General features: G+C 74.1%; 10 protein-coding genes and 1 pseudogene. 8 read left to right on the top strand and 3 right to left on the bottom strand.

Features of this window, described 5'->3' with window-relative positions; translation table 11 throughout:
• Positions 1 to 239 precede the first annotated feature (239 nt).
• Positions 240 to 1,418, top strand: a pseudogene (locus tag ACFZB9_RS11650) (diguanylate cyclase domain-containing protein); the annotation flags it as partial.
• A gap of 660 nt (positions 1,419 to 2,078) precedes the next feature.
• Here the strand turns inward: ACFZB9_RS11650 and fdhD are convergent.
• Entirely contained in the window at positions 2,079 to 2,903 is an 825-nt protein-coding gene (fdhD, locus tag ACFZB9_RS11645) for a formate dehydrogenase accessory sulfurtransferase FdhD (protein WP_391446028.1), read from the bottom strand.
• A 164-nt stretch (positions 2,904 to 3,067) separates the two neighbouring features.
• On the opposite strand from fdhD, the gene hutH reads away from it, so the two are divergent.
• Positions 3,068 to 4,642 (top strand): histidine ammonia-lyase, encoded by a 1,575-nt coding sequence (gene hutH, locus ACFZB9_RS11640; protein WP_391446727.1) that lies wholly within the window; start codon positions 3,068 to 3,070, stop codon positions 4,640 to 4,642.
• Positions 4,643 to 4,666: 24 nt separating this feature from the next.
• Here the strand turns inward: hutH and ACFZB9_RS11635 are convergent, their stop codons facing one another.
• Positions 4,667 to 5,116 (bottom strand): hypothetical protein, encoded by a 450-nt coding sequence (locus ACFZB9_RS11635; protein WP_391446027.1) that lies wholly within the window; start codon positions 5,114 to 5,116, stop codon positions 4,667 to 4,669.
• Between the two features lie 182 nt (positions 5,117 to 5,298).
• On the opposite strand from ACFZB9_RS11635, the gene ACFZB9_RS11630 reads away from it, so the two are divergent.
• Positions 5,299 to 6,165 carry a MurR/RpiR family transcriptional regulator gene (locus tag ACFZB9_RS11630; RefSeq protein ID WP_391446025.1) on the top strand — a complete coding sequence of 289 codons (867 nt, stop codon included), beginning with the start codon at positions 5,299 to 5,301 and terminating at the stop codon, positions 6,163 to 6,165.
• A gap of 80 nt (positions 6,166 to 6,245) precedes the next feature.
• On the top strand, positions 6,246 to 6,596 hold the full coding sequence (locus ACFZB9_RS11625; RefSeq protein ID WP_391446024.1) for a hypothetical protein: 351 nt from the start codon (positions 6,246 to 6,248) through the stop codon (positions 6,594 to 6,596).
• Positions 6,597 to 6,603: 7 nt separating this feature from the next.
• Here ACFZB9_RS11625 and ACFZB9_RS11620 read toward each other — a convergent pair whose 3' ends face one another.
• Positions 6,604 to 7,173: a Uma2 family endonuclease gene (locus tag ACFZB9_RS11620; RefSeq protein ID WP_391446022.1), complete on the bottom strand. Its 570-nt coding sequence runs from the start codon at positions 7,171 to 7,173 to the stop codon at positions 6,604 to 6,606.
• A 183-nt stretch (positions 7,174 to 7,356) separates the two neighbouring features.
• On the opposite strand from ACFZB9_RS11620, the gene hutU reads away from it, so the two are divergent.
• The 4 genes from hutU to hutI all read left to right on the top strand — a co-directional run bounded on the left by hutU (position 7,357) and on the right by hutI (position 12,848).
• Positions 7,357 to 9,027, top strand: coding sequence for a urocanate hydratase (gene hutU / locus ACFZB9_RS11615; RefSeq protein WP_391446020.1), 1,671 nt, complete (start codon positions 7,357 to 7,359; stop codon positions 9,025 to 9,027).
• Between the two features lie 17 nt (positions 9,028 to 9,044).
• Entirely contained in the window at positions 9,045 to 10,229 is a 1,185-nt protein-coding gene (locus ACFZB9_RS11610) for an allantoate amidohydrolase (RefSeq protein ID WP_391446725.1), read from the top strand.
• A complete protein-coding gene (locus ACFZB9_RS11605; RefSeq protein ID WP_391446018.1) occupies positions 10,220 to 11,605 on the top strand; it encodes a formimidoylglutamate deiminase in 1,386 nt (461 codons plus the stop codon). Before ACFZB9_RS11610 ends, ACFZB9_RS11605 begins: the two co-directional genes overlap by 10 nt.
• 76 nt (positions 11,606 to 11,681) lie before the next feature.
• Positions 11,682 to 12,848: an imidazolonepropionase gene (hutI, locus tag ACFZB9_RS11600; protein ID WP_391446016.1), complete on the top strand. Its 1,167-nt coding sequence runs from the start codon at positions 11,682 to 11,684 to the stop codon at positions 12,846 to 12,848.
• Positions 12,849 to 12,920: the final 72 nt, after the last annotated feature.

The raw sequence follows: 12,920 nt of genomic DNA, 5'->3' as shown, positions 1-12,920 counted from the left end.
TTCTGGCAAACCGGGCATAACCTCGGCAATCGCCCCTAGTCTGGTCCCGAACGCGGGAGTACCGGACCGAAGCGGCAGGGGTGAACGTGGGCGGTGCGCAGGTGATGGCGGAGCTCGGAGACACCGGCGGGCTCGGCACCGAGCCCGAGCGGGCGGCAGTCGCCGGCCTTGCGGCCCCCGACCTCCAGACCCCCGGTCTGGACCGGCGGCTGCAGGCCGTGGTCGAGCTCGCCCAGGACATGGCCGGTGCGCAGAGCGCGCTGGAGGCGGTGCGGGCCGCCGCCGCCCGGGCCACCACCGCGCTCGGCGCCACCATGGCCGCCGTCTCGGTCTGGGACCGCGAGTCGGGCCGGCTGCGGGTGCTGGTCAACCACGGCGAGCTGGCCGCGGGCGAGGAGGAGATCCCGGAGGACGAGTCCTACCCGGTGGCCGACTACCCGGAAATCGTCAGCTTCCTGGAGGAGCGCGGCGGCGCCGGCCGGCTGCCCAGGGCCTGGGTGCAGACGGCGGAGGAGCCGACCCCCACCGGGCCCGCCGGGTACGGGGCCGGCGCGCATCCGGAGGCCGGCGCTTTCTGCCAGCAGCGCGCGGCCGGACTGCGCCGGCGCGGGCGGTCCTGCTGCCTGGTCGCCCCGATCGTGCTGCACGGCCAGGTCTGGGGCGAGCTCTACCTGGCCCGCGGCCTGGGGACGGCGGTCTTCACCGAGGCGGACGCCCAGTACGCCACCCTGCTGGCCGCACAGATCTCGGCGGGCCTGGCGCAGACCGAGCGGCTCGCCGACCTGCGCCGGCTGGCCTTCACCGACCCGCTGACCGGACTGGCCAACCGGCGCGCGGTGGACGCCCGGCTGGAGAGCGCGCTGGACAACCACAACCGCGACAACACCGTGGTCACCCTGATGGTCTGCGACGTCAACGGTCTCAAGCGGATCAACGACCAGCACGGCCACGAGGTCGGCGACCGGCTGCTGGAACGTTTTGCCGGGCAGCTGTCGCTGGCCGGTGCCAAGCTGCCGGGCTCGCTGGCCGCCCGGCTCGGCGGGGACGAGTTCTGCCTGCTGGTGGAGGGCCAGAAGGCGGACGAGGTGGTCGCGGTGGCCGAGGAGCTGTGCACCAGGGCACTGCAACTGGCCGACGGCGAGGGGGTGGCCTGCGGGATCGCCTCCACCGGCGACTCGATCGGCCCGGTCTCCACCTCGGACCGGCTCTTCAGGCTGGCCGACGCCGCCCAGTACCGGGCCAAGGCGGCCCGGGCCGCGCGCCCGGTGGTGGCCGGCCGCAGCCACGGCCCCGGCCTGGCCCCCGACCCCACGGTGCTGCTGGCCGACGCCGCCGATCCGCACCACCGCAGCTCCGACGCCCGCGGGCGGACCGGCGGTGGGCGCGGCCCGCACGGCGACCGCCGCCGCTTCCGCGGCGCCGCGCACAGCGCCGACCCCGGGCAGCTGATCAGCGTGGTGCTGGCCGCCCTCGACCAGGAGGGCGGGCCGCGCGCGCACCACCCGGCCGACACGCTGGGGCGGTTGGCCACCGTCGCCGAGGCGGCGGCCCGGCTGCTGGACGCGGTGGCCTGGTGGATCTCCTACGTGCCGCCCGGCTCCCGGCTGATGCACACCACCCGGCACGCGGTCTACCGGCTGACCAGCGGCCCGAGCCCGCGCGCCATGGGAGCGCTGACCCCGGGCGCCGCCCGCCGGGCGGCGGACCTGCGGGCCCGGGTGGAGGCCCCGGACGCGGTCTTCGACCTGGTGCACTACCCGCTCACCGCCCGCGCGGTGCGCGGCGGCAGCTTCGCGCTGCGCACCGGCGCGGCGGGCAACGACCCGGCCGAGGAGGCGGTGCTGGTGGTCGGCGGCTACCGGGGCATGGTGGCGGCCGGCGGCGGCAACCCGGCCGGCGGCTGGCTGGTCGAGCTCTTCGCCGACGACGCCACCCTGCCGCTGGGCCAGATCGCCCCGGCGCTGCGCGCGCTGGTCGCGGTGGCGCTGGCGGGGCCGGCCTCGCCGCCGCCCGGCTGACGGAGCGTTCCCCCGTCGGGCTGCGTCAGGTGGTGGACAGCGTCGGTGGGTGAGCTGTGTTCAGTCGGTGAGTACCCGGTCCGCCCGGGTGTAGATGTTCGCGCCCTCGCCGCGCAGGAACCCGATCAGGGTGAGTCCCAGCTCCTCGGCCAGGTCGGCCGCCAGCGAGGACGGCGCCGAGACGGCCGCGAGCAGCGGCAGTCCGGCCAGCGCCGCCTTCTGGGTGAGCTCGAACGAGGCCCGGCCGCTGACCAGCAGCAGGTGGCCGGTGAGCGGCAGCCGGTCCTCGCGCAGCGCCCAGCCGATCACCTTGTCGACCGCGTTGTGCCGCCCCACGTCCTCGCGCGCGCAGAGCAGTTCGCCCGCCGCCGTGAAGAGCCCGGCGGCGTGCAGACCGCCGGTGGAGTCGAAGGCGCGCTGGGCGGCGCGCAGGGTGTCGGGCAGCCCGTAGAGCAGTTCGGGGCGCACGGTCAGCGGGTCGTCGCCGGGCTTGAAGCGCACCTGGGTGCGCACCGCCTCCACCGTGTCGCGCCCGCACAGGCCGCAGGCGCTGGTGGTCAGCAGGTTCCGCTGGGCGGAGAGCGGCGGTGCGTCCGGCTCGCGCACGGTCGCGTCCACGACGTTATAGGTATTGGCCCCCGCCTCGTCGGTCCCCGCGCAGTAGCGCAGGGCGGGCAGTTGGTCGCGGCGGTGCAGCAGTCCCTCGCCGACCAGGAAGCCGGCCACCAGGTCGAAGTCGTGGCCCGGGGTGCGCATGGTGATGGTCAGCGCCTGGCCGCCGACCCGGATCTCCAGCGGCTCCTCCGCCGCCAGCGCGTCGGGACGGGGTGTGCGCTCGGTCCCGCGCAGTCGCACCACGCGCCGTCGTGCCGTCGCCCGTGTCATCCGGCCCCGCCTCTCCTGCCCGCCCTGCCCCGCGGGAGATGCCCCGCCGACCCGACCCCGGGGTTCGCCCGCCGGCTGTCACCCTCCAGCATGAGGCATGCGGGCTTTCGGGCGTACAACGGTTGTCATATCTTCATTCAGCTGATCTGATAGTGCATATGGATATGCACAGTGCTCCGGCCGCCGACGCGCCGCTTGTTCAGGTCGGCAAGGCCGACGTCACCGCCGAGGACGTGCTTGCCGTGGCACGCGGCAACGCCCGGGTCGAGATCGGCCCCGACGCGCTGGCCGAGATGGCCGTCTCCCGGGCCCGGATCGACGCGCTGGCCGCCGAGCCGCGCCCGGTCTACGGCGTCTCCACCGGTTTCGGCGCGCTCGCCGTGCGCCACATCAGCCCCGAGCTCCGCGCCCAGCTGCAGCGTTCGCTGGTCCGCTCGCACGCGGCCGGCATGGGCCCGGTCGTCGAGCGCGAGGTCACCCGCGCACTGATGTTCTTGCGGATGAAGACCCTGGCCTCCGGCCGCACCGGCGTGCGCCCGCTGGTCGCCGAGACGATGGCCGCGATCCTCAACGCCGGCATCACCCCCGTGGTGCGCGAGTACGGCTCGCTCGGCTGTTCCGGTGACCTCGCCCCGCTCTCGCACTGCGCGCTGGTGCTGATGGGCGAGGGCCTGGCCTACGGCCCGGACGGCGCCGAGCACCCGGCCGGCGAGCTGCTCGCCGCCGCCGGCATCACCCCGGTCGAGCTGCTGGAGAAGGAGGGCCTGGCCCTCATCAACGGCACCGACGGCATGCTCGGCATGCTGGTGATGGCGATCGCCGACCTCTCCCGGCTCTTCACCACCGCCGACATCACCGCCGCGATGAGCCTGGAGGCGCTGCTCGGCACCGAGAAGGTGCTGGCCCCCGAGCTGCACGGCCCGATCCGCCCGCACCCGGGCCAGGCGCTGAGCGCCGCCAACATGCTCGCCGTGCTCCAGGGCTCCGGCCTGACCGGCCACCACCAGGACGACGCGCCGCGGGTCCAGGACGCCTACTCGATCCGCTGCGCCCCGCAGGTGGCCGGCGCGGGCCGCGACACCCTGGCGCACGCCCGTACCGTCGCCGAGCGCGAGCTGGCCGCCTCGGTCGACAACCCGGTGGTGCTGCCGGACGGCCGGGTGGAGTCCAACGGCAACTTCCACGGCGCCCCGGTCGCCTACGTGCTGGACTTCCTGGCCATCGCCGCCGCCGACCTGGGCTCGATCGCCGAGCGCCGCACCGACCGGCTGCTCGACAAGAGCCGCTCGCACGGCCTGCCGGCCTTCCTGGCCGACGACCCGGGCGTGGACTCCGGTCTGATGATCGCTCAGTACACCCAGGCCGCGCTGGTCAGCGAGAACAAGCGGCTGGCCGTCCCCGCCTCGGTGGACTCGATCCCCTCCTCGGCCATGCAGGAGGACCACGTCTCGATGGGCTGGTCGGCCGCCCGCAAGCTGCGTCAGGCCGTGGACAACCTCGGCCGGATCCTGGCCGTCGAGCTGACCGCCGCCGGTCGCGCGCTGGAGATCCGCACCGCCGACGGCAACGTCGCGCCGGCACCGGCCACGGCGGCCGCGCTCGCCGCCGCCCGCGCGGCCGGCGTCGGTGGCGCGGGCCGGGACCGGTTCCTGGCGCCCGACCTGGCCGCGGCCGAGGCGCTGGTCGCCTCCGGCGCGCTGGTCAAGGCCGTCGAGCAGGTCACCGGGCCGCTGGCCTGAGCCGGCGGACGCGGTGAGTGGGCCTCAGGCCCACTCACCGCGGGTGGCGTTCGGGCGCCGTCGCTCCTCGCGCTCCTGCTCGTGCCGGCTGGCGAACGCCGCGGCGAAGTTGACGCCCACGATGCCGGCCCAGGTGGCGAGCATGCCGGGCAGGCCCGCGGCGGAGCCGATCCCGGTCAGCGGGATCGCGAAGATCAGCGACATGACCGACAGCTTGGTGCCGCTGCCACCGCTCCAGCCGCGCCGGCCCTCGCGGCGCTCGAAGCGCTGCTCCGCCCGGGGGACCGGGCCCAGGTCGGCCAGCCGCTCGGCCACCCGCTGCTCGACCCGGGCGTCCAGCCGCGCGTCGACCCGGGAGAGGAACGAGTCGATGAGCGCCGACTCGTAGTCGGGGCCCAGCTCCTTGCGGGTCTGCAGAGCGGCGTCCAGATCGGCCCGGAACTCCGAGGGGCGACTGTCGTGGCGAGGATCCATGGGGACCAGCCTGCGCGCCGTGGCCACCCCGGGTCCAGCCGGGCGGGGGCCTCTCAGGGGGAAATCAGGGTGACCCTGAGAGCGGGAGTCCCGGCCAACGAGACACCATTGCCCTGGCGCCGCACCTGCTGCACAGTACGTCGACCGCCGCACCTGCCGTAGCCAGCCGAAAGGGACGCACCATGAGGACCAACGCCGAGTCGTCCCCCCCGCCGTCCGCCCGGCTGCTGGACCTCTTCGACGGTCACCGGCTCACCCCCACGCAGCGCCGGATCGCGCACGCCCTGGTGCGGCACGCCGCCGAGGCGCCGTTCCTGTCCAGCGTCGAGGTGGCCGAGCTGGCCGGGGTCAGCCAGCCCTCGGTCACCCGGTTCGCGGTCGCGCTCGGCTACGACGGCTACCCGGCGCTGCGCAAGCGGCTGCGTGACCTCGGCGTGGGCGAGACGGCCGCGCCCGAGACCCCGGCCGAGGTGGTGCGCAACGAGCACCAGCAGGCGGTGCTCGCCGAGATCGCTCACCTGCGCCACCTCGCGGAGCTGCTGGCCGACCCCGAGCCGATCGTCCGCGCCGCCCGGCTGCTGGCCGCCTCCCGCCCGCTGCCGGTGCTCGGCCTGCGGGCGGCCTCCGCCCAGGCGCGCGGCTTCGCCTACTTCGCCGCCAAGGTGCACCCGGACATCCGCCTGCTGGACGAGGGCGGCAGCATGCTTGCCGACCGGATCGAGCAGGCCGCGGCGGCCGGCGCCTCGGCGCTCCTGTGCTTCGCACTGCCGCGCTACCCGCGCGAGCTGATGGACGCGCTCACCGTGGCGCGGAGCTGCGGGCTGACCGTACTGACCGTCGCCGACAGCGCGTTCGCGCCGGTGGCGGCGCTCTCCGACCTGCTGCTGCCCGCCGAGGTCGGCACCGGGCTGGTCTTCGACACCGCGTGCGCGCCGATGGTGCTGGGGCGGGTGCTACTGCAGAGCATGTGCGACGAACTACCGGGCGCCGAGGCCCGATTGGAGTCGATCGAACAGTCGGCGGCGGCCCGGGGACTGTTCCTGGAATAGCGTCGGCGGATCGAGCCCGCACGGGAGTAGTAACCCCTGGACCGGGCATCCCATAGGCGGGACGAACGGGGGTGTCCGCCATGCGCGTGATCCACGAGATGAGACCGGTCGGCAGACTCGCTTCGGGGGCCGAGGAGTGGGCCTGTCCCAGCTGCGGCCGCCGGGTGGCGCTCGGCCCGCCCGGGCCCGGGCTGCGGGTGCTGGAGCCGGGCGACGAGTCCGCCGTCCACATCGGCCTGACCGACCCCGCCCCGCCCGGCGGCTCCACCGCCGAACGCTACGGCCTGGGCCCGATCCAGGAGATCCCCCGCCCGCTGTCGCTGCCCATGCTCCCCCTCGAAGCGCCGGCCGAATCCCCCGAGACGGCCGAACGCGACCGCCAGTGGCTGGCCGAGATCGGCATCGACTGGGGCGACGACGCGGCGGCGTGACGGAGCGTCAACTCCCGTAGCGGGGGAGGGCGGTGGTGCTCAGCTCGCCGGTCAGCGGCCCGGTCAGCGGGACGGACTCGCCGTAAGTGCCGTGCAGCACGCCCTGGTAGACGCCGTCGCGGGGGTGACTGTGGAGCGTCCACGTGCCGTTGCGCGGGTCGACGGCGAGCAGGAGGACGACACCGGCGAGGGCGTACCAGCGGGTCTTGTCCGCGATGCCTCGGGCTCGCTCGGGGCCTGGGACGACTTCGACCGAGAACGCCACATCGTGCGGATCGGCGAGCCAGCCATCGTCGTCGCCCCAGTCGATCGGGAGAACGAGCAGGTCCGGGGTGGCGTAGTCGGCCTCGTCGTCGGGCATGCCAACGGAGGACATCTGGTAAGCGCCCAGGCCGGAGGGCAGCAGCGCGTCGAGCCGGTCGCGCAGCAGGCGGACCGTGCCCGCGTGTTTGCCTCGTGACGGCGGGGACATGATCAGGACCCCTCCGATGATCTGTACCCGGAGGCCGGTGCTCTCCTCGATCTGCTCAGCCGCCTCGCGAAGCCGGCCGGGACGCATGCCGATCGCTGGCGTCACGGTGTCCTCCGCCATTGAGGGGATGGGCCGAGTGGCTGGTGTTCGCCGGCTCCAGAGTAGCGCCCGGCGGTTGGGAGGTTCGGGGCTGATCAGATGTGTGCGGGGTCTGGTCGTGGCTTGAATGATTGGATATATTCAGTGTGCTAGATCCTGAATGAATCCATCCGCAAGGAGACCGGCAGCATGGCGGAGCAGCAGACGAGTGGCCCGCGCGAGGTGCGTGCGGCGCGTGGGACGAAGCTCAGCACCCAGGGGTGGCAGCAGGAGGCCGCCCTGCGGATGCTGATGAACAACCTCGACCCCGAGGTGGCCGAGCACCCCTCCAAGCTGGTCGTCTACGGCGGCACCGGCAAGGCCGCGCGTGACTGGCGCTCCTACGACGCGATGGTCCGCACGCTGCAGACGCTCAAGCAGGACGAGACCATGCTGGTCCAGTCCGGCCGCCCGGTCGGCGTGATGCAGACCCACGAGTGGGCACCGCGGGTGCTGATCGCCAACTCCAACCTGGTCGGCGACTGGGCCAACTGGGAGGAGTTCCGCCGGCTGGAGAGCCTGGGGCTCACCATGTACGGCCAGATGACCGCGGGCTCCTGGATCTACATCGGCACCCAGGGCATCCTGCAGGGCACCTACGAGACCTTCGGCGCCGTCGCGGCCAAGAAGTTCAACGGCACGCTGGCCGGCACCATCACGCTGACCGCGGGCCTGGGCGGCATGGGCGGTGCCCAGCCGCTGGCCGTCACCATGAACGACGGCGTGGCGATCTGTATCGACTGCGACCCCTCCCGGATCGCGCGCCGGATCGAGCACCGTTACCTGGACGTCGAGGCCAAGAACCTCAGCCACGCGCTGGAGCTGGCCACCGCCGCCCGCGACAAGAGGCAGCCGCTCTCGATCGGCCTGCTGGGCAACGCCGCCGAGCTGTTCCCGCAGCTGCTCGCGATGGACGCGCCGATCGACATCGTCACCGACCAGACCAGCGCGCACGACCCGCTGAGCTACCTGCCGATCGGCGTCGCCTTCGACGACATGGCCGACTACGCGGCGCGCGAGCCCGCCGAGTTCACCACGCGCTCGCGCGAATCGATGGCCAAGCACGTGGAGGCCATGGTCGGCTTCCAGGACAAGGGCGCCGAGGTCTTCGACTACGGCAACTCGATCCGCGGCGAGGCCCAGCTGGCCGGCTACAAGCGGGCGTTCGAGTTCCCCGGCTTCGTGCCGGCCTACATCCGCCCGCTCTTCTGCGAGGGCAAGGGCCCGTTCCGCTGGGCCGCCCTCTCCGGCGACCCGCAGGACATCGCCAAGACCGACCGGGCCGTGCTCGACCTGTTCCCGGAGAACGAGTCGCTGCACCGCTGGATCAAGATGGCCCAGGAGAAGGTGCACTTCCAGGGCCTGCCGGCGCGGATCTGCTGGCTCGGCTACGGCGAGCGCGACAAGGCCGGCGAGCGGTTCAACGACATGGTCGCGTCCGGCGAGCTGTCCGCCCCGATCGTGATCGGCCGCGACCACCTGGACTGCGGCTCGGTGGCCTCGCCCTACCGCGAGACCGAGGCGATGCTGGACGGCTCCGACGCGATCGCCGACTGGCCGCTGCTCAACGCCATGGTCAACGTGGCTTCGGGCGCCTCCTGGGTCTCCATCCACCACGGCGGCGGCGTCGGCATCGGCCGCTCGATCCACGCCGGCCAGGTGACGGTCGCCGACGGCACCGAGCTGGCCGGCGAGAAGATCCGCCGGGTGCTCACCAACGACCCGGGCATGGGCGTGATCCGGCACGTGGACGCCGGTTACGACCGCGCCGACGAGGTCGCGAACGAGCGCGGGGTGCGCATCCCGATGGGTGAGCTGTGACCCTCGGTTTCCAGGAGATGTGGGCGGAGCTGCTCCCGGTGGGCCGCTCCGCCGCCTCCGGCGGCTACCGCCGGCACGCCTGGAACGCCGCCGACGCCGAGTGCCGGGCCTGGTTCGAGGAGCAGGCCCGCTCCCGCGGCCTGACCTATGAGCTGGACCGCAACGGCAACCAGTGGGCCTGGCTGGGCGATCCGCAGGGCGAGGGGGCGATCGTCACCGGCTCGCACCTGGACTCGGTGCCGGACGGCGGTGCCTTCGACGGCCCGCTCGGGGTGGTCTCCTCCTTCGCCGCGCTGGACGAACTGCGGGACCGAAAGGCCGAGTTCGGCAAGCCGCTGGCGATCGTCAACTTCGGTGACGAGGAGGGCGCCCGGTTCGGCGTGGCCTGCGTGGGGTCCCGGCTCAGTGCCGGGCTGCTGACCCCGGAGCAGGCCTGCGAGCTGCGCGACGCGAGCGGCACGCGGCTGCCCGACGCGATGGAGCGGGCCGGGCAGGACCCGAGCGCGATCGGCGCCGACACCGAGCGGCTGGCCCGGATCGGTGCCTTCGTGGAGCTGCACGTCGAGCAGGGCCGGTACCTGGCGGAGGATCAGCCGGTCGGGGTGGCCGGGGCGATCTGGCCGCACGGCCGCTGGCGCTTCGACTTCCACGGTGAGGCCAACCACGCGGGCACCACCCGCCTGGACGACCGGCACGACCCGATGCTCACCTACGCCACCACGGTGCTGGCCGCCCGCAAGAAGGCCCGGCAGGCCGGTGCGCTGGCCACCTTCGGCAAGATCGCCGTGGAGCCGAACGGGACCAACGCGATCGCCTCGCTGGTCCGCGGCTGGCTGGACTCCCGGGCGGCCGACGAGGCCACCCTCGACGAGCTGGTGGTGGCGATCGCGCAGGCGGCCGCCGAGCGCGGCGAGCGCGACGGCGTCAAGGTCGAGCTGGTGCGCGAGTCGTACACCCCGGTGGTGGACTTCGACGTCCCGCTGCGCGACCGGCTGGTCGGCGCACTCGGCGGCGTCCCGGTGCTGCCCACCGGCGCGGGACACGACGCGGGGATCCTGGCATCGGCGGTGCCGACCGCCATGCTGTTCGTACGGAACCCGAGCGGCGTCTCGCACTCCCCGGCCGAGCACGCCGAGGTGCCCGACTGCCTGGCGGGAGTGGCGGCACTCGCGGACGTCCTGGAGGACCTGGCATGTCAGTGACGCAAGAACCGGCGGCAGCGCCGGCGGTGGCGCAGCGGTACTGGGCCGAACAGGCCTGGCTGCCGCACGTGAACGGCCCGGTGGTGGAGCGGTCCGTGCTGATCGAGGTGGCCGCGAACGGGCGGATCACCAAGGTCACCCCGGACAGCGGCCCCTGCCCGCCGCAGGCCGTCCGGCTGGCCGGGCTGCTGGTGCCCGGGCAGGCCAACGCCCACTCGCACGCCTTCCACCGCGCGCTGCGCGGCCGGGTGCAGGTCGGCTCCGGCACCTTCTGGACCTGGCGCGACACCATGTACCGGTTCGCCGGCGCACTCGACCCGGACAGCTACCTGGAGCTGGCCACCGCCGTCTACGCCGAGATGGCGCTGGCCGGGATCACGGCGGTCGGCGAGTTCCACTACCTGCACCACGCGCCGGGCGGCGCCCGCTACGCCGACCCGAACGCGATGGGGGAGGCGCTCATCGAGGCCGCCGCGCGGGCCGGCATCCGGATCACGCTGCTCGACACCTGCTACCTCTCCTCCGGCTTCGGCGCCGAGCTGACCAAGCCCCAGCTGCGCTTCGGCGACGGCGACGCGCTCACCTGGGCGGAGCGCGCCGAGGCACTGAAGCCACGCGAGCACGCCCGGATCGGCGCCGCGATCCACTCGGTGCGCGCCGTCCCGGCCGAGCAGCTGAGCACGATCGCGCACTGGTCGGCGATGCGCAAGGCGCCGCTGCACGTCCACCTCTCCGAGCAGACCGCGGAGAACGACGCCTGCCTGACCGCGCACGGCGTCACCCCCACCCGGCTGCTCGCCGACCACGGCGTGCTCGGACCCCGGACCAGCGCGGTGCACGCCACCCACCTGACCGAGGAGGACGTCAAGCTGCTCACCGACTCCTCCACGGTGATCTGCATGTGCCCGACCACCGAGCGGGACCTGGCCGACGGCATCGGCCCGGCCCGCCAACTGGCCAGCGGAGGCTGCCCGGTGACCCTGGGCAGCGACAGCCACGCGGTGATCGACCCGTTCGAGGAGGCCCGCGCGCTGGAGCTCAACGAGCGGCTGCGCACCCGCACCCGCGGCCACTGGACGGCGGGCGCGCTGCTGCGGGCGGGCACCGAGGACGGGCACGCCTCGCTCGGCTGGCCGGAGGCCGGCCGGATCGAGGTGGGGGCGCTGGCCGACTTCACCGTGCTGGCGCTGGACTCGGTGCGCACCGCGGGCCCCGGTGCGCACCTGGGGGCCGAGACCGCCGTCTTCGCCGCCTCGGCGGCGGACGTGCGGCACGTGGTGGTCGGCGGCCGGCGGGTCGTCACCGACGGCGTGCACCAGAGCATCGCCGACGTCCCCGGCGCGCTGCACCGCGCGATCACCGCGCTGCTGCCCTGAACGCCGAGGCCTGAATGCCGAGGCCTGAATGCCGAAAAGCCCTGAACGCCGAAAAGCCTGAACCCCGGAAAGGCTCATGACCAGCACCCTGATCAGCAACATCGGCACCCTGGTCACCAACGACCCGTCACACCCCGGTCTGCTCGGCCTGATCGAGCAGGCCGCCGTGGTGATCGACGGCTCGGTGGTCACCTGGACCGGACGGACCGCCGACGCCCCCGCGGCCGACCAGCAGGTGGACGCGGCCGGGCGGGCCCTGCTGCCCGGCTTCGTCGACTCGCACGCCCACCTGGTCTTCGCAGGTGACCGGACCGCCGAGTTCAACGCCCGGATGTCCGGCCAGGCCTACACCGCGGGCGGCATCCGCACCACGGTGGCCGCCACCCGGGCCGCCTCGGACGCCGAGCTGGACGCCAACCTGGCCCGCTTCGTGCGCGAGGCGCTGCGCCAGGGCACCACGACCATCGAGTGCAAGTCCGGCTACGGCCTGACCGTCGAGGACGAGGCCCGGGCGCTGCGGATCGCCGCCGACCACACCCCGGAGACCACTTACCTGGGGGCCCACGTGGTCGCCCCGGAGTACGCCGACGACCCGGCGGGCTACGTCGACCTGGTCACCGGCGAGATGCTGGACGCCTGCGCCCCGCACGCCCGCTGGGTGGACGTCTTCTGCGAGAACGGCGCCTTCGACGGCGACCAGGCCCGGGCGATCCTGACCGCGGGCGTCGAGCGCGGCCTGACCCCCAGGGTGCACGCCAACCAGCTCTCCTACGGCCCCGGCGTGCAGCTCGCGGTCGAGCTGGGCGCCGCCTCGGCCGACCACTGCACCCACCTCACGGACGCGGACGTGGCGGCGCTGGCCGGCTCCGGCACGGTGGCCACCCTGCTGCCCGGCGCGGAGTTCTCCACCCGCGCCCCCTATCCCGACGCCCGCCGGCTGCTGGACGCGGGCGCCACCGTGGCGCTGTCCACCGACTGCAATCCGGGCTCCAGCTTCACCAGCTCGATGGCCTTCTGCATCGCGGTGGCCGTGCGCGAGATGGGCATGACCCCGGACGAGGCGGTGCACGCCGCCACCGCCGGCGGCGCGCGCGCCCTGCGCCGCACCGACGTCGGCCGGATCGCCCCGGGCGTGCGCGCCGACCTGCTGCTGCTGGACGCGCCCTCCCCGGTCCACCTCGCCTACCGCCCGGGCGTCCCGCTCACCGCGGCGGTCTGGCGGGCCGGGGTGCGGGAGCTGTGAGACGCGCCTGAACACCGCAAGGGCCGGTACCCGTGAGTGACGGGTACCGGCCCTTGCGGTGTGTGCGGGCGA

Source organism: Kitasatospora sp. NPDC008050, assembly GCF_042957465.1.
In the GTDB taxonomy this organism is placed as follows: domain Bacteria; phylum Actinomycetota; class Actinomycetes; order Streptomycetales; family Streptomycetaceae; genus Kitasatospora.
The sequence above is the reverse complement of the archived record's forward strand: the minus strand, read 5'-3'. Positions and strand labels throughout refer to the sequence as shown.